This window comes from Citrobacter sp. Cpo015 (genome assembly GCF_030333035.1).
Taxonomy (GTDB): Bacteria; Pseudomonadota; Gammaproteobacteria; order Enterobacterales; family Enterobacteriaceae; genus Citrobacter; species Citrobacter portucalensis.
The window spans coordinates 237,590-262,219 of sequence record NZ_JAOWGS010000039.1; the positions used below are offsets into that span (position 1 = coordinate 237,590).

A 24,630-nucleotide genomic window follows, 5' to 3' on the forward strand; every position below is an offset into this window, starting at 1 on the left:
ATGAACGTACTGGAAGTCGACCTGCATAAGCTCACCGTCAGCGATCCGTTCCTCGGACAATACCAACAGTTGGTCCGTGATGTAGTGATCCCCTACCAGTGGGATGCGCTGAATGACCGCATTGCAGAGGCGGAACCAAGTCATGCGATAGAGAACTTTCGTATCGCCGCAGGACTGCAGGATGGCGAATTTTACGGCATGGTTTTTCAGGATAGCGACGTAGCGAAATGGCTGGAGGCAGTCGCCTGGTCCCTGTGCCAGAAACCTGATGCGGAACTTGAGAAAACCGCAGATGAGGTCATCGAGTTGGTGGCCGCTGCGCAGTGTGAAGACGGCTATCTCAATACATACTTTACAGTGAAAGCCCCGGATGAACGCTGGACTAACCTCGCCGAGTGTCATGAGTTGTACTGTGCAGGTCATTTGATCGAAGCAGGCGTCGCGTTCTTTCAGGCGACGGGAAAACGTCGTCTTTTAGATGTAGTGTGCCGTCTGGCAGACCACATCGATAACGTTTTCGGGCTTGGTGATAATCAACTGCGCGGCTATCCGGGACACCCGGAAATTGAGCTGGCGTTAATGCGCTTATACGAAGTGACCCAACAACCACGCTATATGGCGCTGGTAAATTACTTTGTGGAACAGCGCGGCGCGCAACCCCATTTCTATGACGAAGAGTACGAAAAGCGCGGCCAAACCTCTTACTGGCATACTTACGGCCCGGCATGGATGGTGAAGGATAAACCCTATAGCCAGGCTCATCAGCCCATTTCAGAACAGCAAACGGCGATCGGTCATGCAGTACGTTTTGTTTATCTGATGACCGGCGTGGCGCATCTGGCACGCTTGAGTCAGGACGAAGGCAAGCGTCAGGATTGCCTGCGTCTGTGGAAAAACATGGCCCAGCGTCAGTTGTACATTACCGGCGGGATCGGTTCACAAAGCAGCGGCGAGGCGTTTAGCAGCGATTACGATCTGCCTAACGACTCCGTGTATGCGGAAAGCTGCGCCTCAATCGGTCTAATGATGTTCGCCCGCAGAATGCTGGAGATGGAGGCCGACAGCCAGTATGCCGACGTGATGGAGCGCGCCCTGTATAACACCGTATTGGGCGGGATGGCGCTCGATGGCAAGCACTTCTTCTATGTGAACCCGCTGGAAGTGCATCCTAACTCATTAAAATTCAATCATATTTATGACCACGTGAAACCCGTTCGTCAGCGCTGGTTTGGCTGCGCCTGTTGCCCGCCGAATATCGCCCGCGTACTCACCTCTATTGGTCATTACATCTACACACCACGTCAGGACGCGCTGTATATCAATATGTACGTGGGCAATAGCATGGAAGTCCCCGTGGCGGATGGCTCGCTCAAGCTGCGCATTAGCGGGGATTATCCATGGCATGAGCAGGTGAAAATCGCCATCGAATCACCGCAGTCGATATATCACACCCTGGCCCTGCGCCTGCCAGACTGGTGCACCGCACCGCAGGTTTTACTGAATGGTCAGCCAGTTGAGCAGGATATTCGTAAAGGATATTTGCACATCAGCCGAACCTGGCAGGAAGGCGATACGCTCAGTCTGACCCTGCCAATGCCGGTGCGTCGGGTATACGGAAATCCATTAGTGCGTCATGTCGCCGGTAAGGTCGCCATTCAGCGTGGACCGCTGGTGTATTGCCTGGAGCAGGCCGATAACGGTGAGGAATTGCATAACCTGTGGTTGCCAAAAGAGAGTGAGTTCAGAGTATTCGAGGGTAAGGGATTGTTCAGCCATAAAATGTTAATTCAGGCTGAAGGCGTGAAGCAAAGTACTGCCGATGCAGCACAACAATCGTTGTGGCACTACGATGTTTCCCCAGCTTCGCGCCAGGCGCATACGTTGACGTTTATTCCGTGGTTTAGCTGGGCGAACCGTGGTGAAGGCGAAATGCGTATCTGGATAAACGAGCAGTAATAATAAGGCGGATGGCGGCGGTTAGCCCCCATCCGTCAATGTCTCATGAAAAGATTGCCCTCCTCCCTGAGGACAAACGGGTGAGAATCAGAAACGCCAGGTCAGACCGGACATAAAGGTGAAGCTGTCATCACGATCAACCATCGGACTATTTTTAATGTCATCCGGCAGTGCGCTATAGTTGGCGCTTGCCAGCAGCGTCAGGTTAGTGGTTAATGCGTATTTAGCGGACAGGCCAACATACGGTGTCCAGCTATCGCCTGGGGAATAGCTTGATAAGCCACTACGACGGGACTCATTACCCGAAATGCCGTAGTAGTATTCATTGAATTTTTCGTCATAGTAGAGCACGCCAATTGATGGCGTCAGCGTCAGCTTGCCCATCGGCATTGGACGGAACAGTGAAACTTCCCCGACCCAGCCATTACTGTTGTCCAGCACATCCGCAGCAGCGGAGACTTTCACGCTACCCCATCTTTCATGGTGATACCACGCGGCACCCGCCATTGCAGTTGCGTCACGCTTATCCAGCGTTTTCATCGCGTGATCGTCATTGTCGCCGGGATCAAACTCAAGCGGCATATAAGAGGCAGTAATACTAAATTCATTACTTTCACTCTTAGACAAAATATAACCTAGCGTTGTTTGCCTAAAATAAAATGATTCACTTTCATAACTGACAAGCGGTACTGCGTGAACATTATCATTATACCCGCGATAAGGTGATTCATTATATACAGCGCCAGCGCCAATAGAAAATTCTGCGGCAGTTGCACTCGCCATAAAAGAAAAGGCGAGCAGCGCCACAATATTGTGTTTAATTAACATGCCAACATTCCATTTTAAAATAAGCTACAAAGCGGGTGCATAATAATGCTTACAATTTCATCGGTGCAAGGTTCATATTTATATAGTAATATATATAAAATTATATATATTGGGCTTGGCGATGAATAAATTACAACTTAAACACCGGGAACTGAAGATTATTTCGGTAATTGCTGCCAGTGAAAATATCAGCCATGCCGCTACTGTTCTCGGCATTGCTCAGGCCAATGTAAGTAAGTATCTTGCTGATTTTGAATCAAAAGTTGGGCTAAAGGTATTTGACCGCACCACCCGACAACTGACCCTCACGCCGTTTGGTATAGCGTTACTTCCTTACATCAATGACATGTTAGACAGAAATGATCAGTTAAATAATTTCATTGCTGATTATAAGCACGAGAAACGTGGAAAAGTAACGGTATATGCACCAACCGGAATTATTGCTTACTTATCGCAACATGTTATTGCAAAAATTATGGATATTGGCGATATCAGTCTGGTGCTAAAAACCTATAACCTGGATCGCAAAGCATTTTATGAAGGCGTCGACTTTCCTGACGATTGTGATATTTTACTTTCCTATGCTCATCCTAAAGATGAATCACTGGTCGCCAGTTTTATCACTAAATATGCGGTTATTGCTTTTGCCAGTCAGGAATATCTCACAAAGCATCCCATTAGCAGTCCTGATGAATTAGTCAACCACTCCTGTATTCTAATTGATTCTATGATGATTGATGATGCCAACATTTGGCGATTCAATTCCGCTGAAGACAAAAAGATGCGTGACTATCGCGTTACGGGAAATTACATCTGCGACAATACACAATCCGCACTGGCGCTGGCGCGTAACCATTTGGGGATTGTTTTTGCGCCAAATGAAAGTGTGCAAAAAGATTGTCGTTCCGAGATGCTGGTCCCGTGTTTCTCAGAACAACATGAATGGTGGCTGGATTTAGTGGCGATTTTCCGCAAGCGTGAATACCAGCCCTGGCGAGTGCAGTATATTCTCGATGCAATGCTCGCGGAGATACGTCAGCAACTTGCTCAGGCGATACGACAGCCTGAGTAAGCGAAATAGCCTGCGCTAGTGGTCGAGGTACAGGTAATGCACCCAACTGGTCATCCGCAGCAACACCTTGCGCATGACCGACACATGTTCGAAGTGGTCAGAGTAAACGGCGACCTGGGCGTAGATCCCATCAGGTAATGCGTTCACATCCGCATTATCGTTCAGCTCAATCGTGGCGATTACCCCTTCCGAACCAGGCGTAGAGTTTAAAGATTGCAGTGCCCCGTTCGACTGGTATGTACCACCCGGTACTGCCGGACTAATAGCTGCCAGTTTACCGCTAAACACCTTACCCGGCAGGGCATTAAACACCACTTCCGCTTCATCGCCTGGCTCCAGTCGCAACAACGAGTTTTGACGGAACTGGGCGATAATTTGTCGTTTCTGATCCGGGATGAATACCATGACCGGGCGCATCGGCAGTGCGGCGGCATAGGTTCCTGGGCGCATCAGCACCTGAGTGACGTAACCATCGCTGGGCGCGCGAACCACGGTCTGGTCCAGGTTGAACTCTGCTTCCGCTAGCTGTGCTTTCAGGCTGGCAATTTGCGAATTCTCACCTAGTACCAGGCTGTCCAACTGGCTCTGAATTTGCTGTTGTTCTGCAACGGAGGATTTCACCGAAGCTTCCTGCGCCAGGTAGTTTTGGCGCGCCGCGTCGATATCGCGTTCAGAAAAAGGATTCACCTTCGCCTGACTCCCCTGCGCATAGCGCTGGTAATCTTTTGCCAGTTTGTCACGCGTGGCCTTTGCCCGCTGCGTGTTGGCTTTCATTTCGTCTAACTGCGCAACCAGAGCCTGCTCTTTATGCTGTGCGGTAACAATATCAGCCTTCAGGCGATCGACCCGCGCCTGATAACGCCCTGGATTAAGCTTAAACAGAACCTCGCCTTTTTTGATTAGCGTATTCTTCTTATCCGTCACTTCTGTCACTACACCCGTTACCTGCGGCACCACGGGAATAGAAATTACCGCTTTTTGTGCCTTAAATGTATACGGATGGTTATAATTCATCAGTAATATAAGTCCGCAAACAATGAATATACCGCCTAATGCCGCGGTAGGAACTGTCCATTTATTTACAGGAATTTTAAAAATTTTAAATATTGACCATGCACACGCCACATAGGTCAGAACAATCAGTAAATCCATCGATATTACTCCGCCGGAGAGGTCTTGGCCTCACCCAGTTTCTTTTCCAGATCCGCAACCCTTGCCTGAAGCTGGATCAGGGAAGAATCCGCGCTCTGCATGCCCCACCCGCGTTCCGGGCGATAAAGCGTTGCCCAGATCCATAAAAAAGGCCAAATAACATGTAAGGTAAACAAACTAACCCAACCCGCAACATGTATTGCGTCGGCATGAGGATGGTTACGTTTCTTTGCAATTAGATAGGGAATATCATGCAGAATAATAATCCCGTAAAAAATGACCAGGAATACAAAAATAAGCACTCCTAATGCAAAATAATTAAGGAACATATTTGCCTCAGGGATTTAAATTAAGGAATTCGGATGCAATTTGATTTAAACAATAGAGTTGATAATAGTATTGGAATGACCAGATTGGATGCAATTATCTTATTTATATAACGATATATGGGTTTCTATATACCCGTCGTCTTTCGATCTGCTTCTTTGTTGGCTGCGTTCGTTCACCCCAGCCACTTACCTGAGGACATAACTTGATGCCCGGTACGCTAAACGCGACCGGGCAGTAGGTGACGTGAAATTAAAACAGCCCCAGTGGTTTATCAGAGTAGCTCACTAACAGGCATTTGGTTTGCTGATAATGCTCAAGCATCATCTTATGCGTCTCGCGCCCGATACCCGACTGCTTGTAGCCGCCGAACGCCGCATGTGCCGGGTAAGCATGGTAACAGTTGGTCCAAACTCGCCCCGCCTGAATCCCACGCCCCATTTTGTAAGCCAGATTTCCGTTACGACTCCAGACGCCAGCGCCAAGTCCATATTGAGTGTCATTAGCGATTTCCAGCGCTTCCTCCATAGTTTTGAAGGTCGTGACGGCCAGCACCGGTCCGAAGATCTCCTCCTGGAAAACCCGCATGTTGTTCTTACCAAACAGAATAGTCGGTTCGAGGTAGTACCCCTCTTTTAACTCGCCATCCAGCTGCTTGCGCCGCCCGCCGGTGAGAACATCTGCCCCTTCTTTTTTACCAATGTCGATGTAATTCAGAATGGTTTCCAGTTGACCATGCGACACCTGCGCGCCCATTTGCGTCACGCTGTCTAACGGGTTGCCGCTACGGATACTTTCCACCCGACGTATGGCTCTTTCCATAAAACGTTCGTAAATGGATTCTTGTACCAGCGCCCGACTCGGGCAGGTACATACTTCGCCCTGGTTGAAGGCAAACAATGCAAAACCTTCCAGCGCTTTGTCAAAGAACGCATCTTCTTCATCCATCACGTCCGCGAAGAAGATATTGGGGGATTTCCCGCCCAGCTCCAGCGTGACAGGGATAATGTTCTGCGTGGCGTACTGCATGATCTGCTGCCCAACTTCCGTTGAGCCGGTAAACGCCACTTTTGCAATGCGTTTTGACGTCGCCAGATACTCACCGATTTCCCCTCCCGCGCCGTTTACCACGTTCACCACGCCTGGCGGGAGCAGATCGCCGACAACTTCCATCAGCAACAACACGGACAGCGGCGTCAGGCGCGCAGGTTTAAGCACGACACAGTTACCGGCAGCCAGGGCGGGCGCCATCTTCCAACTGGCCATCAACAGCGGGAAGTTCCACGGGATAATTTGCCCCACCACGCCAAGAGGTTCATGGAAGTGATACGCCACGGTATCGCTATCAACTTCGCTTATTCCCCCTTCCTGTGCACGAATACAGGACGCGAAATAGCGGAAATGGTCAATCGCCAGCGGCACATCTGCCGCGCTGGTTTCACGGATGGGTTTACCGTTATCCCAGGTTTCAGCCGTCGCCAGCAGCTCCAGATTTTGCTCCATACGATCGGCAATTTTGAACAAAATCGCCGCCCTGTCCTGCACGGAAGTCTGCGCCCATTTATCTTTTGCTTTGTGTGCGGCATCCAGTGCCAAATCGATGTCCTTTTTGCCGGAAGAGGCCACTTCGCACAGTAATTGCCCGGTTACCGGCGTCAGGTTTTGGTAATACTCACCGTCCACCGGTGCGACCCAGTCACCGCCGATAAAGTTATCGTATTGGGCTTTTAACTTCAGAGGGTAACCATACTCGCCGGGATAAATACGCGTTGAAGGGGGGTTATTGGTCATGACCGTCTCCTTGCTGTAGGGGTACTACAAGGGTAGACGGGACTGGCGAATTATTCGCCAGCCTTTTACTGCTTTACGACAGGTATCACGAATTACATGGCAGCACGATAAATCGCCATGATTTCTTCATGTGTCGCCTGAATCGGGTTAGTGAAACCACAGGCATCTTTCAGGGCATTAGTCGCCAGAACGGCAAAATCTTCTTCTTTCACGTTCAGCTCACGCAGCCCAGCCGGAATATTCACTTTCTGCGCCAGTTCGCGGATCGCCGCGATGCAGGCTTCTGCCCCTTGCTCTTCGCTCAGACCAGCAACGTTCACACCCATTGCCGAGGCGCAATCGCGCAGGCGGGCGGCAGCAACTTTGCTATTAAATACCTGTACGTGCGGCAGCAGTACGGCATTACATACTCCGTGTGGCAGATCGTAGAAGCCACCCAGCTGGTGCGCCATCGCATGCACGTAGCCAAGAGAGGCATTATTAAAGGCCATGCCTGCGAGGAACTGCGCATAGGCCATGGCTTCACGCGCCTGAGCATTGCTGCCCTCTTCCACGGCGACCGGCAGGTTTTCCGCAATCATGGTGACAGCTTTAAGCGCGCACGCATCGGTAATGGGGGTCGCAGCAATAGAAACATAGGCTTCGATAGCGTGAGTCAGCGCATCCATACCGGTAGCCGCCGTCAGAGACTTCGGCATACCGACCATCAGCGAGGAGTCATTGACGGACAGCAGCGGTGTAACATGCTTATCCACAATCGCCATTTTAATGTGGCGTACTTCATCAGTGATGATGCAGAAGCGGGTCATTTCAGATGCCGTACCCGCCGTGGTGTTGATGGCGATCATCGGCAGCTGCGGTTTTGCAGAGCGGTCTACGCCTTCGTAGTCACGAATATCGCCACCATTAGCCGCCACCAGCGCAATGCCCTTCGCACAATCATGAGGAGAGCCGCCGCCGAGAGAAATAACGCTATCACAGTCATTTTCTTTCAGCATTTTCAGGCCAGCGGCAACGTTACTGGTCGTGGGGTTAGGATGCGTACCATCGTAAATTACGCTGGAAATATCATGTTCCTGTAGCGCTTTTTGAATATCGCCAGCCATACCTAATTTCGTCAGCATGGCATCCGTAACAATCAGCGTACGGCGAAAACCATATTCCGCCATTGTATTCATTGCGTCTTTTAATGCGTCAGCGCCGATTACATTCACGGAAGGAATAAAAAATGTTGAAGCAGCCATTGTACGATCCTTAATTACTCTAAAGAGGTAGGAAGCATACGAGTGAAATTTCCAACAAAATATGATCGTGGTTGTTATTTTAATAACACTTACAATTAAAAAGCACATTAGGTTCATAATCTAATGTGCTTATTTCAATCAACATCTATTTTGTATTAATTCATTTAATCCATGAATTAATTGTTTCATTATTTTTCAGGGAACAGCAACGCATCGCGTAATAAATGATCATTTCCCCGACGGCGAGTAAAACCAATGCGGTCAAAATATTCCAGAATTTGGATAGCCAATTTGCGCCCAACGTTAAGCCTGTCGCGAAAATCGGCGGCACATGTCGATCCCCTTTCCTGATCCAGTTCGCGGATCATATTGGCAAAGGCCACAATCCGATCGTTACGGTAATAACGATCTTTCACGATCGCGGTAATGATGCCTTGCTGTGCCGCTTGTCGTAACGCCACACGCATCATCTGTTCATCCGTTCCCGTCTGTTTTGCCAAATCGCGCACCCACCACGGCTCATCGCCAAAAAGCGGTTCTACTTTTTGCCAGATTGCCAACTGCTCATCGCTGAAACCCGCCTTATGTTCCGGCAAATGCAACCAGCCATGATGGCTATGGATCGCGCCACTCTCGCGCATCTTTTCAATTAGCAGCAATACCAGCGCTTCGTCTTCCATCGGCAAAGCCATACGGCGCAGGCGCTCGCGCCCGGGCCCTGGTTCATCACGGTGCTGCTCATGGTAGGTCGCCAGCGTATCGAGAACTTTCCGCTGCCAGCGCGCGGCAACGGGGGCATTCAACAGGCTGTATCCCGCCTGAATAAATCCATGTTGCTCAATCAACGGACGCATACCATTGCCATTGAGCTGACGCGCCCAGGCAAAGTCAGGAATATTCACCGCCCCACGCGCCAGGTGCAGCGCCAGAGCGTCACCGTCAGTCTGCGCGTTTTCCAGCGCCGACAGCCACTGTAAATATTCCGGCTTACGCTTTCCGCGTCGCGGCGGATTAAGCGTCACAACACGTGCACCTGCCAGCGTTGTCCGGGCAGAAATATCACGCAGCACCAGACGGTCGTTATCAGCAAGCCAGAGTGGTGTATCAAACACCAGTTCCGCCAGCGTTCCTTCAAGCAGAGAGATGCGCCCGGTGACATGGCTGGCCGCGTGGTGAATATGCAACGGTTGCCACTGCATCAGCGGCACGGCATGTTCTAAAGAAACAATCACGCGGGTAAAAGCCTCTGGCGGCGCATCGGAAAGCAGCCAGTCGCCGCGGTTTAGTTCTTCTTTTTGCGCATCGCCGGCAATATTCAGCGCAATACGTTGTCCCGCTTGCGCGCGGTCGGTGGCCTGGTTTTGTGCATGCAAGCTACGTACGCGCATCGGTTTGTTGACGCCCGTGAGCCACAGCGTGTCACCGACATTCACTTCACCGCTGAGCGCCGTCCCGGTTACCACCAGTCCTGCGCCTTTGACCGTAAAGGCGCGGTCAATCGCCAGGCGGAAGCTGTGATCGCGGGCATGCTCGCGCGACGTTAATTGCAACAAATGGTCACGCAGTTCCTCGATGCCACGGCCTTCACTGGCCGCAGTGACGAAAAGCACCGACTCCGCGAAACCATAATTCCCCAGCGTAGCCTGAATCTCCGCACGCACCTCTTCAATTCTTGCTTCGTCTACGCGGTCGGCTTTCGTGAGTGCCACGGTGATCTGCGGATTGCCCGTCAGCTGCAGAATTTGCAAATGCTCACGGGTTTGCGCCATTACGCCATCATCACACGCCACCACCAGTAACGCGTGATCGATGCCGCCGACCCCCGCCAACATGTTGGACAGAAACTTTTCGTGTCCAGGAACGTCGATAAACCCCAGCACCCGCCCATCCGGCTGCGGCCAGTAGGCATAGCCGAGATCGATGGTCATGCCGCGCTTTTTTTCTTCCGGCAGACGGTCGGCATTCACACCGGTAATCGCCTGTAATAACGTTGTTTTTCCGTGGTCAACGTGTCCGGCGGTTGCAATAATCATTTCAGCATCATCTCCATAAACCGGGTCTCGTCTTCAAGGCAGCGCAGATCCAGCCATAAGCGGCCATCATAAATTCGCCCAATAACCGGCACGGGCAGCGTACGCCAACGGGCTGCCAACGCTTCAAGGCGGCTCCCGCGCCCGTCATGTGGGGTAAAGGTTAGCGCCGCGCTGGGCAGCCTATCAACAGGTAGTGAGCCGCTGCCAATCTGCGACAGGCAAGGCATCACATTCAGGGCGAACTCATCACCATAATGCTCTGCAAGCTGTGCCTGTAATTGCTGTGCCTGCGCGTGGATCGCTTCTTGTGAGCGGGTGAGCTGGCGCAACGTCGGCAACTTCTCCGCCAGTGCTTCCGGGTGCAGATAGAGCCGTAGCGTCGCTTCCAGCGCAGCCAGTGTCATTTTATCTGCCCGTAATGCGCGTTTCAGCGGATGGCTCTGCAAACGAGCGATCATCTCTTTTTTACCGACAATTATCCCAGCCTGCGGCCCGCCCAGCAGTTTATCGCCGGAGAAACTCACCAGACTGACGCCAGCGGCAATCAGTTGCTGCGGCATCGGCTCCTGCGGCAAACCATACTGGCTGAGATCGACCAGCGAACCACTGCCCAGATCCGCCACCACCGGTACATCCAGCTCCTGGCCAATTACGGCCAGCTCCGCCTCATCCACCGACTTTGTGAAGCCTTCAATGCTGTAATTACTGGTATGCACTTTCATCAGCAGACCGGTGTTTTCATTCACCGCCTGGCGGTAATCTTTCGCATGGGTCCGGTTGGTGGTCCCCACCTCACGCAAAATGCATCCGGCCTGACACATGACGTCCGGAATACGAAACGCGCCGCCAATTTCCACCAGCTCGCCGCGAGAAACAACCACCTCTTTGCCGTTCGCCGTGGCGGCCAGCATCAGCAGAACAGCTGCCGCATTGTTATTGACGATACAGGCGTCTTCCGCCCCCGTCAGACGGCAGAGTAAATCCGCCAGGGCCCGATCCCGATGTCCCCGCCCGGCATCATCCAGACTATATTCCAGCGTCACCGGCGTGCGCATCGCCTGTACCACCGCTTCAATTGCTTCTTCGGCCTGCGACGCGCGCCCAAGGTTGGTATGCAGCACCGTTCCGGTCAGGTTAATCACCGGGCGTAGCGCGCTTTGCGATTCTCGTTCAAGCCGGGCGCTGGCTTCTTGCGCCCAGTCCTCACACCATTCCGGGAGCGCGTGCGTGTCGCGAATAGCTTCTCTGGCTTCATCGAGCATGTGACGCAGCAGGTCAACCACCCGGGTATGGCCGTGAGATTCACGTAAGGCTGGGAAGGCGCTATCGCGCAATAAACGATCGATAGCAGGAAGCTGGCTGTAGAGTGAACGCATGTCGGTTGTCATGAAAGGGCCTGGCTGTTGGTGGCCCTCTCCACCGTGGAGAGGGATATCGATATAGGAAGGATTGTACCGTGACTTTGCTCAGGCGGACATAATACGCATCAAGCCTTTGGCGGTTCTGTACGGGCAAAACTCTCGCGTTGAAAGAGCGTTTCCACCAGTTTGACCAGACGGGGTCGGTCAACACACCAGCCGGGCGCAACCCGACGGAAATTGAGATAACCGACGGCGCAGGCAATCGCAATGGTTGCCAGGTTAACCGTATCCGTTTTCAGCGTACCATCCGCCAGATAGCCTTCCAGCACATCCAGACTACGGGTGATCTTCTCACGCTGACGTAATAATTCAGTTTCTGACTGCTGCGCGGCAGGGCGAGCCTGTTCGCGCACCGAAACTAAACCGGCATCCATAATGCCGTCTGCCAACGCTTCCAACTGGCGTACCTTCAGCGCAGCCAGCGGATCACGCGGCAGCATGGCTGGTGCAATATCCAGTAGCTCTATATATTCCGCGATGATAGGAGAATCAAACCAATACTCGCCCGCATCGGTGACCAACGCGGGTACTTTACCTAACGGGTTATAGCGCGCCACGCCGCTATCCGCGTTATAGGGGAGTTCATTCACAAATTCGAAGGTGATGCCCTTTTCCAGTAACAGAATAGAAATTTTACGCACAAAAGGGCTGGTATAGCTGCCAATGAGTTTCATGCCGGGTCCTTTTTACCAACAAAAAAGCGGTGCCCAACGATAGTGGGACACCGCTTAGTATGGCTCAGGTCACTGAAAATGGCAGGTGATGGCAGTCTCAATGATCCAAATAAAGGTAATGCATCCAACTGGTCATGCGCAGCAGTACTTTACGCATTACCGACACGTGGGCGAAATGGTCGGAATAGACTGCAACCTGAGCATAGATACCGTCCGGCAGCGCATCCACATCGGCATTCGGATCCAGCTCAATCGTGGCCAGCACGCCATCGGTACCCGGCACCACCGTTAAGGACTGTAATGCGCCCTGCGCCTGATAAGAACCGCCCGGAACGACCGGAAGAATACTGGTCAGCTTGCCGGTGAAAACCTGTCCAGGCAGCGCATTAAACACCACTTCCGCTTCATCGCCCGGCTTAAGGCGCAGCAGCGAGTTCTGGCGGAATTGCGCCACGATTTGCCGTTTTTGTTCAGGAATAAACACCATTACCGGACGCAAAGGTAATGCTGCTGCGTAAGTCCCCGGACGAATTAAAATCTGCGTGGCATAACCGTTGCTGGGGGCACGAACTACCGTCTGTTCAAGATTGTATTTAGCCTCGGCAAGCTGGGCACGTAGGGACGCAACCTGAGATTGCTCACCGTTGACCATACTGTCTAATTGGCTCTGTATCTGCGTCTGTTCTGCAACAGAGCCTTTGACCAGCGCATCCTGTGCCAGATAGTTTTGCCGGGCGTTATCGATATCGCTTTCAGAGAACGGGTTAACCTTCGCCTGACTGCCTTTCAAATAGCGTTGATAATCTTTATACAGACGGTCACGTTCAGCAGATACACGGGTGGTATTGGCGACCGCTTCCGACAACTGTGCTTTCAGGTTGTCGATGTTGTGCGTAGCGGTAACCAGATCAGCCTGCAGCCTGTCGACACGCGCCTGATACCGTACCGGATCGAGCTTAAACAGCACATCGCCTTTTTTAATTAGCTGATTATTTTTATCCGTTACCTCACTAACAATTCCTGTGACTTGCGGAGTGACCGGAATTGAAATAACCGCTTTTTGCGCCGTAAAGGTATATGGGTGGTTATAGTTCATTAATAAAATCAATCCCGCAACAATGAACACCCCACCTAATGCAGCGGTAGCAAGCGTCCATTGGTTTACCGGAATACGGAATATTTTAAAGATGGCCCAGGCAAAGGCCACATAGGTCAGGACTATCAACAAATCCATGATTAAATCTCCGGAAAGGTGGAGTTATCGGTTTTTTTCTCCCCATCCAGTCTTTTTTCCAACTGGGTGATTCGCGCTGCCAGCGCGGCAATCTCAGGGTCTGACTCCTTTCCGGTCGGTGTGATGTGTGACTGCATTCCCCATCCCTTTTCAGGCTGGTAGAGCGTGGCCCAGATCCACAGGAACGGCCAAATAACATGAAGAGTGAACAAGCTCACCCATCCTGCAGTATGGATGGCATCGGCATGGGGATGGTTACGTTTTTTAGCCATGTTATAGGGAATATCGTGAATGGCGATGATTCCGTAAAACAGAACCAGAAAAACGAAGATCAGCACGCCCAACGCGAAATAATTTAGAAACATACCTGCCTCGAATTCACGCTAATTAGAGTTTTTTTATGCCGGCAGCCGTATGCACCCTGGCTGATGTTTTGAACATAACTGGAGTTAAGGGTTTTTGCCATACCACAAAATAAATATTTTTTCTGGTGAGAAGTTGCTTTGTTTTGCAATAAAAAATGTCGGGGGTAGAACCTGCCGCAGATCACATCTGAAAAATTTCAGATGAAAATACTTTGCGATTCACATCACAAAAATCCAACAAACAAGGAAAGAAAAAATGTGAATCACTTCACATTTAATCCTCATTTTCAGCGAATTATTGCACTGCGATGTTTTTTTGTACCGGTATTTTGTGATGAAAATCACATTAACTAACGCCATACACCCTATATTTACGTGACGAATGTCACATAAAAGGCCGTCGACTGGACAGTTGAACGATTCAGTGCCAGATTTCGCAGTATCTACAGGGTCCGGCTACCTCCTGCCGCTACATTAACAAACCTCGGGCTTTCAGCCTGCGTGATAGCAAACATAAGAAGGGGTGTTTTTATGTCATCCGATATTAAGATCAAGGTGCAAAGCTTTGGTCGATTCCTCAGCAACATGGTGATGCCAAATATCGGCGCGTTTATCGCGTGGGGTATTATCACCGCATTATTCATTCCGACAGGGTGGTTGCCGAACGAAACGCTGGCGAAGCTGGTCGGCCCGATGATCACCTATCTGCTGCCGCTACTGATCGGTTATACCGGTGGTAAACTGGTTGGCGGCGAGCGTGGCGGCGTAGTTGGTGCAATCACCACCATGGGCGTTATCGTCGGCGCGGACATGCCAATGTTCCTCGGCGCGATGATTGCAGGTCCACTGGGCGGCTGGGCGATCAAACACTTCGACAACTGGGTAGACGGTAAGATCAAATCCGGTTTTGAGATGCTGGTGAATAACTTCTCCGCTGGCATCATCGGTATGATCCTCGCCATTCTGGCATTCCTTGGCATTGGTCCATTGGTTGAAGCACTGTCCAAAATTCTGGCGGCAGGCGTTAACTTCATGGTTGTCCATGACATGCTGCCACTGGCATCGATTTTCGTTGAACCGGCGAAAATCCTGTTCCTCAACAACGCCATTAACCACGGTATTTTCTCACCGCTGGGTATTCAGCAGTCCCATGAGATGGGCAAATCCATCTTCTTCCTGATTGAAGCAAACCCGGGTCCGGGTATGGGCGTCCTGCTGGCGTACATGTTCTTCGGTCGCGGCAGCGCTAAGCAATCTGCAGGCGGCGCGGCTATCATCCACTTCCTGGGTGGTATCCACGAAATTTACTTCCCGTACGTGCTGATGAACCCGCGCCTGATCCTGGCCGTTATTCTCGGCGGTATGACTGGCGTATTTACCCTGACTATCCTGAACGGCGGTCTGGTTTCTCCGGCGTCTCCGGGTTCTATCCTGGCCGTGCTGGCAATGACACCGAAGGGAGCTTACTTCGCTAACATCGCTGCTATCTGTGCGGCTATGGCAGTCTCCTTTGTGGTCTCAGCCATTCTGCTGAAAACCAGCAAAGTGAAAGAAGATGATGACATTGATGCCGCAACCCGTCGTATGCACGACATGAAAGCGGAATCCAAAGGCGCATCCCCGCTGGCGGCTGGCGACGTCACCAACGACCTGAGCCATGTGCGTAAAATCATCGTTGCCTGCGATGCCGGTATGGGTTCCAGCGCTATGGGTGCGGGCGTACTGCGTAAGAAAGTACAGGATGCAGGGCTGTCTCAGATTTCCGTCACTAACAGCGCGATTAATAATCTGCCGCCGGATGTGGATCTGGTCATTACCCACCGTGACCTGACCGAACGCGCGATGCGCCAGGTGCCTCAGGCACAGCACATTTCGCTGACCAACTTCCTCGACAGCGGTCTGTACTCCAACCTGACCGAACGTCTGGTCGCTGCGCAGCGCCACAACGTGAACGAGGAGAAAGTTCGCGACCACCTGAAAGACAGCTTTGAAGAGGGTGATACCCACCTGTTCAAACTGGGTGCGGAGAACATCTTCCTTGGCCGTAAAGCGGCTAACAAAGAAGAAGCGATTCGCTTTGCTGGTGAGCAACTGGTGAAAGGTGGTTACGTTGAGCCAGAATACGTCGAGGCGATGCTGGACCGCGAAAAACTGACCCCGACTTACCTGGGTGAGTCCATCGCAGTACCGCACGGTACGGTTGAAGCCAAAGACCGCGTGCTGAAAACCGGTGTGGTGTTCTGCCAGTACCCGGAAGGCGTTCGCTTCGGTGAAGAAGAAGACGATATTGCCCGTCTGGTTATTGGTATCGCAGCGCGTAACAACGAGCACATCCAAGTGATTACCAGCCTGACCAACGCTCTGGATGATGAATCCGTAATCGAACGTCTGGCCCATACCACCAGCGTGGATGAAGTTCTGGAACTGCTGGCAGGTCGTAAGTAAGCGTTATTGCCCGGTGGCGCTCACGCTTACCGGGCCTACAAAATCCTCTCCCTTGTGGAGAGGGTTAGGTTGAGGGGAAATCAATGCAGTCCCTCACCCCAGCCCTCTTGGGTAAAAACATTAATGAAGGTTAATACTATGAAAGCATTACATTTTGGCGCAGGTAATATCGGTCGTGGCTTTATCGGCAAACTGCTGGCGGACGCGGGGATACAGCTGACGTTCGCGGATGTAAATCAGGTCGTGCTCGATGCCCTGAATGCCCGTCATAGCTATCAGGTTCATGTCGTGGGTGAAAACGAGCAGATTGATACCGTCTCTGGCGTCAACGCCGTGAGCAGCATCGGCGATGATGTTGTTGAACTGATTGCCCACGTAGATTTAGTCACTACCGCCGTCGGTCCGGTCGTGCTTGAGCGTATCGCTCCGGCCATCGCCAAAGGGCTGGTTAAACGCAAGGCGCAGGGCATCGCTACTCCGCTAAATATCATCGCCTGTGAAAACATGGTGCGCGGAACGACCCAGTTGAAAGGCCATGTAATGAACGCGTTAGCAGATGAAGATAAAGCCTGGGTTGAAGAACATGTTGGCTTTGTCGATTCTGCCGTGGACCGCATTGTTCCGCCTTCGGCTTCAGCAACCAACGATCCGCTGGAAGTTACCGTCGAAACCTTCAGTGAGTGGATTGTCGACAAAACACAGTTCAAAGGTGAACTGCCAAATATCCCAGGAATGGAATTAACTGATAACCTGATGGCATTTGTCGAACGTAAACTCTTCACGCTGAACACCGGGCATGCTATAACCGCGTACCTCGGAAAATTGACCGGTCATCAGACCATCCGTGACGCGATTCTCGACGAGAAAATCCGCGCAGTGGTAAAAGGTGCGATGGAAGAGAGCGGCGCGGTACTGATCAAACGCTATGGCTTTGATGCAGCAAAACATGCGGCATACATTCAGAAAATCCTCGGTCGTTTTGAAAACCCGTATCTGAAAGATGACGTTGAGCGCGTAGGTCGTCAGCCGCTGCGTAAGCTGAGCGCAGGCGACCGCCTGATTAAACCGCTGCTGGGTACGCTGGAGTATGGTTTGCCGCATGCGAATCTGGTTACCGGTATTGCGGCAGCGATGCACTATCGCAGCGAAGAAGATCCGCAGGCACAGGAACTGGCCGCGCTGATTGACGAAAAAGGTCCACAGGCCGCGCTGGCGCAAGTTTCCGGGCTGGATGCCAATAGTGATGTCGTGCTTGAGGCTGTTAACGCGTATAACGCAAAGAAATGATGCAGGACCTGGCGCAGGATATCCTGCGCCTGAATAATAGATTGTCAGATATGCAGGCAATAATGGAACAAACGCAGGCCTTTGAAAATCGTGTGCTTGAGCGTCTGAATGCTGGCAAAACCGTACGCAGCTTCCTCATCACCGCCGTAGAACTGCTCACCGAGGCGGTGAATATCCTTGTGCTTCAGGTATTTCGCAAAGACGACTATGCGGTGAAATACGCCGTAGAACCGCTGCTCGATGGCGATGGTCCGTTGGGCGATCTTTCTGTTCGTCTGAAGTTAATCTACGGCCTGGGCGTACTCAGTCGCCCGGAGTACGAAGATGCGGAGCTGCTGATGGCGCTGCGGGAGGAGCTGAATCACGACGGCAATGAATACGCATTCACCGACGACGAAATTCTTGGACCGTTTGGTGAACTTCACTGCGTGACGGCACTCCCGCCGCCACCCCAGTTTGATACCTCAGACTCTGGTTTGCATGCCATGCAGATCCAGCGTTACCAGCAGATGGTACGATCCACCATGGTCCTTTCCCTGACCGAGCTGATTTCTAAAATCAGCTTAAAAAAAGCCTTTCAAAAATAAGACGATGTTTGCTTATTTCTCTTCCTGCTGCGGTCGATACAGCTGCCGATAGTACGCCAGACGTTGCAGATACAGCTGCGCGTTTTCCTGCGGTATTTCTGAAGGGACAACGTTGCGCGGCGGTGTTTTATTCAAATATTCGCGAAAAGCCTGGCTTGAAGCCATAAAATCGACAGTTTTATCAATCAGGATTGAAACGTTCTCACCTATTTTCGCCATAATCTTCCCTCCTCCATGTATTAACCGCGCTCAGCCTGTGCGGTTGATCATTTAAGTTTAGGATCAGTTGGGTGTTTATATTGAGGAAAACGTGCTTCACCACGAACACGCCAATAAAAAGCACCACGGCCGATCTTATCGCTTAAAATTCCTTGTTAATCAATGCAGTAACATTATCATTAGCTAATTAATACTTACGGTATTTGATTATTTATCTTCGAGCAGTTGTGAATAATCCCGCTCTGCGCGCATACTATAGGGCATTCATCCTATTTTTATCAGAAGCTATCCTATGAAAGAAGTCGAAAAAAACGAAATTAAACGCCTGAGCGATCGTCTGGACGCTATTCGCCACCAGCAGGCAGACCTGTCCCTGGTTGAAGCCGCCGACAAATACGCGGAGCTGGAAAAAGAGAAAGAAACTCTGGAAGCCGAGATCGCACGCCTGCGTGAAGTTCACAGCCAGAAGCTGAGCAAAGAAGCGCAAAAGCTGACAAAACTTCCGTTCCGTCGGGCCATCACCAAAAAAGAGCAGGCTGACATGGGCAAACTGAAGAAAAGCGTGCGCGGCCTGATCGTCGTCCACCCGATGACCGAGCTTGGCCGTGAAATGGGCCTGAAAGAGATGACTGGCTTTGCGAAGAACGAGTTCTAAACACTCTCGTATCACAGGCTCTCAAGACACCCGTCGTACAGCGGGTGTCTTGAGAGCATCGGGCTATATTCCGAATTTTTCCCCATAAATATTTACACCGCTTATATACAAGTTCATTTTTAACGGCCCTCCCTGCTTTTCATGAAAATAAATTACTCCACCATGTCCATTTGTATTTATACAATGAATTTTTTCTTCCACTTTTCTCATGACCCGCAGAATATAATTGACCCACAAAATTAAATAACATTATCATCTATAAAATAATTCCCCATACATAAATATTATGATTATATTTTTATAAGGCATTGCCATGGGTAATTGATAAAAATTATCGAGCACTGGCTCAATCCTATAAAAGCAATGAATGTGTTCATTATAACCATGCATTAACGGGTTATTGATAATACTCGCAGGATGATGAGTTAGCTGTATAAATAATAGGTTAACTATTTATACTACATTAGTAATTAATAAGGATATTTTATATGCACAAAAATGGAAAATTTATTCCCCTGATTGTTTTGGGATTCACATTCTTGTTATCTGGTTGTGATTACTTTGCAGATAAACACCTTGTCGAAGAACTAAAAAAACAGCAAAAAGAACAAGAAGCAAAGATAGACCTTTTAGAAAAACAACAAACTACGCTTATCCAGGCGACCCAAAAGGTCGCCGAAGTCGTTGGCCGCATTGAACGTAAACAACGACTATTCGACTACACAGAACTGGACCCATCACAAACGCACTATTTTATTATTAACAACGGCAATATTGGATTAGCCGGGCGTATTTTATCTATTGAGCCAATAGATGATGGAAGTGTTATTCATCTTGATTTGGTTAACTTACTCAGCGTTCCCGTATCAAACCTGGCGTTTAATATGACGTGGGGTACGAAAAAACCTTCCGAGGCAAAAGATCTACCTCGCTGGCGACAACTCCTGCTCAACACGCAAATGGATTCGACAATCGAACTCTTACCGGGAGCATGGACCAATGTCACGCTGACATTAAAAGGCGTATCGCCCAATAATCTTAAGTATCTAAAAATAGGCATTAACATGAAGAATGTTATTTTCGAAAGCACACAACCTATTAACGATACAAAAAAGAAGCCCAAAAAATAATAGCTATTGATACAACTATTTTAGAAAAGGAAAGCATTTATCCATGAACAGAATATTTAAAGTCCTCTGGAATGCCGCTACGGGAACATTTATTGTCACCAGCGAAACCGCAAAAAGCCGCGGGAAAAAAAACGGCCGTAGAAAGCTGGCGGTTTCCGCACTCATCGGTCTTAGCAGTATTATGGTTTCTGCGGATGTATTGGCCAATGCAGGTAAAGATACTGGCGACGGCGTTACTCCAACGGGTACCCAGACAGGAGGAACAGGGTGGATTGCAATTGGTACCGATGCCACAGCCAATACTTACACCAACGTTGATGGCGCAAGCGCCGCAATGGGTTATCACGCCTCCGCGATGGGGAAATGGAGTACCGCTATTGGTTCATACAGTGATTCATCCGGTGACTCTTCCCTAGCGCTCGGCGTAAAAGCAAGCTCAACCGGCAACCGTGCCATTGCGATGGGTGCCTCATCTTCAGCCGCGGGAAGTTATTCAATGGCAATGGGTGTTAATGCCAATTCGAGCGGTGAAAAATCGGTTGCATTAGGTAATAAAGCCACTGCGAGCGGAGCTACATCCGTTGCATTAGGCAATCAATCCACTGCGAGCGGCGACGACAGCACTGCATTTGGTAATGGCGCAAAAGCGATAGGCACCAACTCAGTTGCTCTTGGCGCAGGCTCTACCGCCCAGGAAGACAATTCCGTCGCCGTGGGTAACAGCACCACGCAGCGGCAGATCACCTACGTTGCTAAAGGCGACATCAATTCCAGCAGTACAGATGCAGTCACAGGTGCGCAAATTTATTCTTTAAGTCAATCCGTCGCCGACCGACTCGGCGGAGGAGCTTCCGTTAATTCTGATGGTACAGTAAATGCGCCCCTCTACGAGGTAGGCACAGGCATCTACATTAACGTAGGCAGTGCGTTAAGCGCACTTAACACTTCTATCACGAATACAGAGGCCTCTGTCGCAGGGTTAGCCGATGACGCGTTGTTGTGGGATGACAGCGCAAGCGCATTCAGCGCTAACCACAGTGGAAGCGACAGCAAAATCACCAATCTGGCGGCAGGCACCCTGGCCGCGGACAGCACCGATGCCGTTAACGGCTCCCAGTTGTTTGATACAAATGAGAAAGTGGATCAGAATACTGCTGATATCACTACCAATACCGACAGCATCAACCAAAACACTGCCGATATTACCGCCAATACCGACAGCATTAACCAGAACACAACCGATATCGCCGCTAATACGACCAGCATTAACCAGAACACCACTGATATCGCCACCAATACCACCAATATCAATAACCTGAGCGACTCTGTTACCACGCTCACCGATGATGCCCTGCTGTGGGATGCTGACTCTGGTGCATTCAGCGCTAACCACTCGGGAAGCGCCAGCAAGATCACCAATCTGGCGGCAGGCACCCTGGCCGCGGACAGTACCGATGCCGTTAACGGCTCCCAGTTGTTTGCCACCAACGAAAATGTGTCTCAGAACACCACTGATATCGCCACCAACACCACCAATATCAACAACCTGAGCGACTCAGTTACCACGCTCACCGATGATGCCCTGTTGTGGGATGCAGCCTCTGGCGCTTTCAACGCTAACCGCAACGGAAGCGCCAGCAAAATCATTAATGTCGCCGCCGGCGACCTTTCTGAAGACAGTACAGACACGGTGAACGGCTCACAGCTGTATGAAACCAACCAGAAGGTAGATCAAAACACATCAGATATTGCAGATATCAATACGACGATCACCAACCTTAGCACTGATGCACTGAGCTGGGATGAAACAACGAGTTCGTTCTCTGCCAGCCACGGAAGTAGTACGGCAAACAAAATCACCAACGTTGCTGCCGGGGACCTTTCTGAGAGCAGTACCGACGCGGTTAACGGCTCGCAGTTGTTCGAAACCAATGAAAAAGTGGATCAGAACACGACCGATATCGCCGCCAATACCACCAACATCACTCAGAACAGCACCGCGATTGAGAACCTGAATACTTCTGTCTCCGACATTAATACGTCCATTACCGGCCTCACTGATAACGCTCTGTTATGGGACGAAGACATCGGAGCTTTCAGCGCAAACCACGGTGGAAGTACCAGTAAAATCACCAATGTCGCCGCCGGGGAGCTTTCTGAGGACAGTACCGACGCGGTAAACGGCTCACAGTTGTATGAAACCAACCAGAAGGTAGATCAAAACACCTCTGCTATCGCGGATATCAATACGTCCATCACCAACCTTGGTACCGATGCACTGAGCTGGGATGACGAAGAGGGTGCGTTCAGCGCCAGCCACGGTACCAGCGGTACCAATAAGATAACCAATGTAGCAGCAGGTGAAATCGCCAGTGACAGTACTGACGCCGTTAATGGCTCTCAGCTCTATGAAACTAACATGCTGATTTCTCAGTACAACGAATCTATTAGCCAAATAACCGGCGATACCAGCGAAACCTATATCACGGAAAATGGTACCGGCGTGAAATACATCCGCACGAATGATAGCGGGCTTGAAGGCCAGGATGCATACGCAACGGGTGACGGCGCAACAGCAGTGGGTTACAACGCCGTCGCATCCGGTGCTTCGAGTCTGGCTCTTGGAGAGAACAGCAGCAGCAGCATTGAGGGCAGCATCGCCTTGGGCAGTGGCTCCAGCTCTAACCGCGCTATTACAACCGGTACACAAGCAACGAGCGTAACAAGCGATGGCGTCGTCATTGGTTACGATACAACAGACAGAGAGTTGCTGGGCGCGTTGTCATTGGGGACGGATGGAGAAAGCTATCGTCAAATTACCAACGTTGCGGACGGCTCTGAAGCGCAAGATGCAGTAACAGTTCGTCAGTTACAAAATGCTATCGCCGCCGTTTCCACGACGCCGACACAATACTTCCATGCCAACTCGGATGAGGAAGATTCCCTGGCGGTGGGTGAAAACGCGATTGCTGTTGGTGCTACAACCATCGTCAATGGCGATTCAGGAGTCGGTATTGGCTATGGCGCAGTCGTGGATCAATCTGCCTTCAACGGCATTGCCATTGGTTCAAGCGCACAGGTAAATCACGCCAACAGTATCGCGCTCGGCAGCAATTCACAAACCACCGTCGGCGCACAAAGCAGCTATACCGCTTACAACATGGATACGCCACAAACGTCGGTGGGCGAAGTTTCTGTAGGCAGTGAAGATGGCCAGCGGCAGATCACCAATGTTGCAGCAGGAAGCGCAGACACCGATGCCGTAAACGTTGGTCAATTGAAAGTCACCGACAGCCACGTTGCCGCAAATACCGAAAGCATCAATAACCTGAATACGCAGGTGAGTAGCCTTGATACCCGTGTCACCAATATCGAAAATTCTGTCGGCGATATTGTCACTACGGGGAGCACCAAGTACTTCAAGACCAACACCGATGGCGTAGATGCAAATGCCCAAGGTACGGACAGCGTCGCGATAGGTTCCGGATCTATTGCGGCTGCTGAAAACAGCGTGGCGTTAGGTACAAATTCAGTCGCAGATGAAGCGAATACGGTGTCTGTCGGTTCTTCTACTCAACAACGTCGTATTACCAATGTTGCCGCAGGGGTGAACAATACTGACGCGGTTAATGTGGCGCAACTGAAAGCCTCAGAAGCAGGTTCCGTTCGTTATGAAACCAATACCGATGGCTCGGTTAACTACAGTGTGCTCAACCTGGGAGACGGGAGTGGCGGTACCACTCGGATCGGCAATGTTTCAGCGGCGGTGAACGATACGGATGCGGTGAACTATGCGCAATTGAAACGCAGCGTAGAAGAAGCAAACACCTATACCGATCAAAAAATGGGTGAAATGAACAGTAAAATCAAAGGAGTAGAAAACAAGATGAGCGGCGGTATTGCCTCAGCAATGGCCATGGCTGGTCTTCCACAAGCTTACGCACCGGGAGCCAACATGACCTCGATTGCTGGGGGTACGTTTAATGGTGAAAGTGCCGTCGCCATTGGTGTCTCCATGGTAAGTGAAAGCGGGGGCTGGGTGTATAAATTGCAAGGAACCAGCAACAGCCAGGGCGATTACTCTGCAGCCATTGGTGCTGGCTTCCAGTGGTAATGAAGTAACAATACTCCCGACATCAAAGGCAATGGCATCATGCCATTGCCTTTTCACTTCTCTTTGTTGCCCTCACCCCTCAATTGGCCCTACCAA

19 protein-coding genes are annotated in these 24,630 nt (G+C 50.8%); 8 read left to right on the plus strand and 11 right to left on the minus strand.

Annotated elements, in window-relative coordinates; genetic code table 11:
- Window positions 1–1,956, plus strand: a complete 1,956-nt coding sequence (locus OGY67_RS22750; protein ID WP_267452100.1) for a glycoside hydrolase family 127 protein — start codon at window positions 1–3, stop codon at window positions 1,954–1,956.
- Window positions 1,957–2,043: 87 nt separating this feature from the next.
- Here the strand turns inward: OGY67_RS22750 and OGY67_RS22755 are convergent, their stop codons facing one another.
- Entirely contained in the window at window positions 2,044–2,784 is a 741-nt protein-coding gene (locus OGY67_RS22755; protein ID WP_032945338.1) for a MipA/OmpV family protein, read from the minus strand.
- 121 nt (window positions 2,785–2,905) lie between these two features.
- Between OGY67_RS22755 and OGY67_RS22760 the strand changes: the two genes are divergently transcribed.
- A complete protein-coding gene (locus OGY67_RS22760; protein ID WP_032945340.1) occupies window positions 2,906–3,856 on the plus strand; it encodes a LysR family transcriptional regulator in 951 nt (316 codons plus the stop codon).
- Between the two features lie 15 nt (window positions 3,857–3,871).
- Here the strand turns inward: OGY67_RS22760 and OGY67_RS22765 are convergent, their stop codons facing one another.
- The 9 genes from OGY67_RS22765 to OGY67_RS22805 all read right to left on the minus strand — a co-directional run bounded on the left by OGY67_RS22765 (window position 3,872) and on the right by OGY67_RS22805 (window position 14,097).
- The gene (locus OGY67_RS22765; protein ID WP_003827345.1) at window positions 3,872–5,008 is read right to left on the minus strand and encodes an HlyD family secretion protein; all 1,137 of its coding nucleotides are present in this window, start codon (window positions 5,006–5,008) and stop codon (window positions 3,872–3,874) included.
- A gap of 5 nt (window positions 5,009–5,013) precedes the next feature.
- Window positions 5,014–5,337: a DUF3302 domain-containing protein gene (locus OGY67_RS22770; RefSeq protein ID WP_003024200.1), complete on the minus strand. Its 324-nt coding sequence runs from the start codon at window positions 5,335–5,337 to the stop codon at window positions 5,014–5,016.
- A gap of 250 nt (window positions 5,338–5,587) precedes the next feature.
- Window positions 5,588–7,126 carry an aldehyde dehydrogenase AldB gene (gene aldB, locus OGY67_RS22775; RefSeq protein WP_286574561.1) on the minus strand — a complete coding sequence of 513 codons (1,539 nt, stop codon included), beginning with the start codon at window positions 7,124–7,126 and terminating at the stop codon, window positions 5,588–5,590.
- Window positions 7,127–7,218: 92 nt separating this feature from the next.
- Window positions 7,219–8,370: an L-threonine dehydrogenase gene (gene yiaY / locus OGY67_RS22780; RefSeq protein WP_057066864.1), complete on the minus strand. Its 1,152-nt coding sequence runs from the start codon at window positions 8,368–8,370 to the stop codon at window positions 7,219–7,221.
- Between the two features lie 188 nt (window positions 8,371–8,558).
- Window positions 8,559–10,403 carry a selenocysteine-specific translation elongation factor gene (gene selB / locus OGY67_RS22785; RefSeq protein WP_057066866.1) on the minus strand — a complete coding sequence of 615 codons (1,845 nt, stop codon included), beginning with the start codon at window positions 10,401–10,403 and terminating at the stop codon, window positions 8,559–8,561.
- The gene (gene selA / locus OGY67_RS22790; RefSeq protein WP_100271769.1) at window positions 10,400–11,791 is read right to left on the minus strand and encodes an L-seryl-tRNA(Sec) selenium transferase; all 1,392 of its coding nucleotides are present in this window, start codon (window positions 11,789–11,791) and stop codon (window positions 10,400–10,402) included. Before selA ends, selB begins: the two co-directional genes overlap by 4 nt.
- Before the next feature lie 98 nt (window positions 11,792–11,889).
- Window positions 11,890–12,498 carry a glutathione S-transferase gene (locus OGY67_RS22795; RefSeq protein WP_008786453.1) on the minus strand — a complete coding sequence of 203 codons (609 nt, stop codon included), beginning with the start codon at window positions 12,496–12,498 and terminating at the stop codon, window positions 11,890–11,892.
- 97 nt (window positions 12,499–12,595) lie between these two features.
- Window positions 12,596–13,732, minus strand: coding sequence for an HlyD family secretion protein (locus OGY67_RS22800; protein ID WP_003827339.1), 1,137 nt, complete (start codon window positions 13,730–13,732; stop codon window positions 12,596–12,598).
- A 2-nt stretch (window positions 13,733–13,734) separates the two neighbouring features.
- Window positions 13,735–14,097 (minus strand): DUF3302 domain-containing protein, encoded by a 363-nt coding sequence (locus OGY67_RS22805; protein WP_003827338.1) that lies wholly within the window; start codon window positions 14,095–14,097, stop codon window positions 13,735–13,737.
- A 531-nt stretch (window positions 14,098–14,628) separates the two neighbouring features.
- On the opposite strand from OGY67_RS22805, the gene mtlA reads away from it, so the two are divergent.
- From mtlA to mtlR, 3 genes are all read left to right on the plus strand, one after another.
- The gene (gene mtlA, locus OGY67_RS22810; RefSeq protein WP_008786455.1) at window positions 14,629–16,542 is read left to right on the plus strand and encodes a PTS mannitol transporter subunit IICBA; all 1,914 of its coding nucleotides are present in this window, start codon (window positions 14,629–14,631) and stop codon (window positions 16,540–16,542) included.
- Between the two features lie 138 nt (window positions 16,543–16,680).
- Window positions 16,681–17,829 carry a mannitol-1-phosphate 5-dehydrogenase gene (gene mtlD, locus OGY67_RS22815; RefSeq protein WP_048227314.1) on the plus strand — a complete coding sequence of 383 codons (1,149 nt, stop codon included), beginning with the start codon at window positions 16,681–16,683 and terminating at the stop codon, window positions 17,827–17,829.
- Window positions 17,829–18,416, plus strand: a complete 588-nt coding sequence (gene mtlR, locus OGY67_RS22820) for a mannitol operon repressor MtlR (RefSeq protein ID WP_003024179.1) — start codon at window positions 17,829–17,831, stop codon at window positions 18,414–18,416. The genes mtlD and mtlR overlap by 1 nt, the downstream gene beginning before the upstream one ends.
- Before the next feature lie 12 nt (window positions 18,417–18,428).
- On the opposite strand, the gene OGY67_RS22825 is transcribed toward mtlR, so the two are convergent.
- A complete protein-coding gene (locus OGY67_RS22825) occupies window positions 18,429–18,635 on the minus strand; it encodes a hypothetical protein (RefSeq protein ID WP_032945348.1) in 207 nt (68 codons plus the stop codon).
- 292 nt (window positions 18,636–18,927) lie between these two features.
- On the opposite strand from OGY67_RS22825, the gene OGY67_RS22830 reads away from it, so the two are divergent.
- The 3 genes from OGY67_RS22830 (at window position 18,928) to sadA (ending at window position 24,534) form a co-directional block, all read left to right on the plus strand.
- A complete protein-coding gene (locus OGY67_RS22830) occupies window positions 18,928–19,290 on the plus strand; it encodes a YibL family ribosome-associated protein (RefSeq protein WP_048237001.1) in 363 nt (120 codons plus the stop codon).
- 488 nt (window positions 19,291–19,778) lie between these two features.
- A complete protein-coding gene (locus tag OGY67_RS22835; protein WP_048237002.1) occupies window positions 19,779–20,420 on the plus strand; it encodes a SadB/YajI family lipoprotein in 642 nt (213 codons plus the stop codon).
- A gap of 43 nt (window positions 20,421–20,463) precedes the next feature.
- Window positions 20,464–24,534 (plus strand): trimeric autotransporter adhesin SadA, encoded by a 4,071-nt coding sequence (sadA, locus tag OGY67_RS22840; RefSeq protein ID WP_286574562.1) that lies wholly within the window; start codon window positions 20,464–20,466, stop codon window positions 24,532–24,534.
- The last annotated feature ends 96 nt before the right edge of the window (window positions 24,535–24,630 follow it).

Bases quoted from the DNA above. Each gene is read 5' to 3' on its own strand.
- OGY67_RS22760 (WP_032945340.1), top strand. From the start codon at position 2,906: ATGAATAAATTACAACTTAAACACCGGGAACTGAAGATTATTTCGGTA.
- OGY67_RS22805 (WP_003827338.1), bottom strand. From the start codon at position 14,097: ATGTTTCTAAATTATTTCGCGTTGGGCGTGCTGATCTTCGTTTTTCTG.
- sadA (WP_286574562.1), top strand. From the start codon at position 20,464: ATGAACAGAATATTTAAAGTCCTCTGGAATGCCGCTACGGGAACATTT.
- yiaY (WP_057066864.1), bottom strand. From the start codon at position 8,370: ATGGCTGCTTCAACATTTTTTATTCCTTCCGTGAATGTAATCGGCGCT.
- mtlA (WP_008786455.1), top strand. From the start codon at position 14,629: ATGTCATCCGATATTAAGATCAAGGTGCAAAGCTTTGGTCGATTCCTC.
- OGY67_RS22765 (WP_003827345.1), bottom strand. From the start codon at position 5,008: ATGGATTTACTGATTGTTCTGACCTATGTGGCGTGTGCATGGTCAATA.
- OGY67_RS22755 (WP_032945338.1), bottom strand. From the start codon at position 2,784: ATGTTAATTAAACACAATATTGTGGCGCTGCTCGCCTTTTCTTTTATG.
- OGY67_RS22770 (WP_003024200.1), bottom strand. From the start codon at position 5,337: ATGTTCCTTAATTATTTTGCATTAGGAGTGCTTATTTTTGTATTCCTG.
- OGY67_RS22795 (WP_008786453.1), bottom strand. From the start codon at position 12,498: ATGAAACTCATTGGCAGCTATACCAGCCCTTTTGTGCGTAAAATTTCT.
- selB (WP_057066866.1), bottom strand. From the start codon at position 10,403: ATGATTATTGCAACCGCCGGACACGTTGACCACGGAAAAACAACGTTA.
- OGY67_RS22800 (WP_003827339.1), bottom strand. From the start codon at position 13,732: ATGGATTTGTTGATAGTCCTGACCTATGTGGCCTTTGCCTGGGCCATC.
- OGY67_RS22750 (WP_267452100.1), top strand. From the start codon at position 1: ATGAACGTACTGGAAGTCGACCTGCATAAGCTCACCGTCAGCGATCCG.
- OGY67_RS22830 (WP_048237001.1), top strand. From the start codon at position 18,928: ATGAAAGAAGTCGAAAAAAACGAAATTAAACGCCTGAGCGATCGTCTG.
- OGY67_RS22825 (WP_032945348.1), bottom strand. From the start codon at position 18,635: ATGGCGAAAATAGGTGAGAACGTTTCAATCCTGATTGATAAAACTGTC.
- mtlR (WP_003024179.1), top strand. From the start codon at position 17,829: ATGCAGGACCTGGCGCAGGATATCCTGCGCCTGAATAATAGATTGTCA.
- aldB (WP_286574561.1), bottom strand. From the start codon at position 7,126: ATGACCAATAACCCCCCTTCAACGCGTATTTATCCCGGCGAGTATGGT.
- OGY67_RS22835 (WP_048237002.1), top strand. From the start codon at position 19,779: ATGCACAAAAATGGAAAATTTATTCCCCTGATTGTTTTGGGATTCACA.
- selA (WP_100271769.1), bottom strand. From the start codon at position 11,791: ATGACAACCGACATGCGTTCACTCTACAGCCAGCTTCCTGCTATCGAT.
- mtlD (WP_048227314.1), top strand. From the start codon at position 16,681: ATGAAAGCATTACATTTTGGCGCAGGTAATATCGGTCGTGGCTTTATC.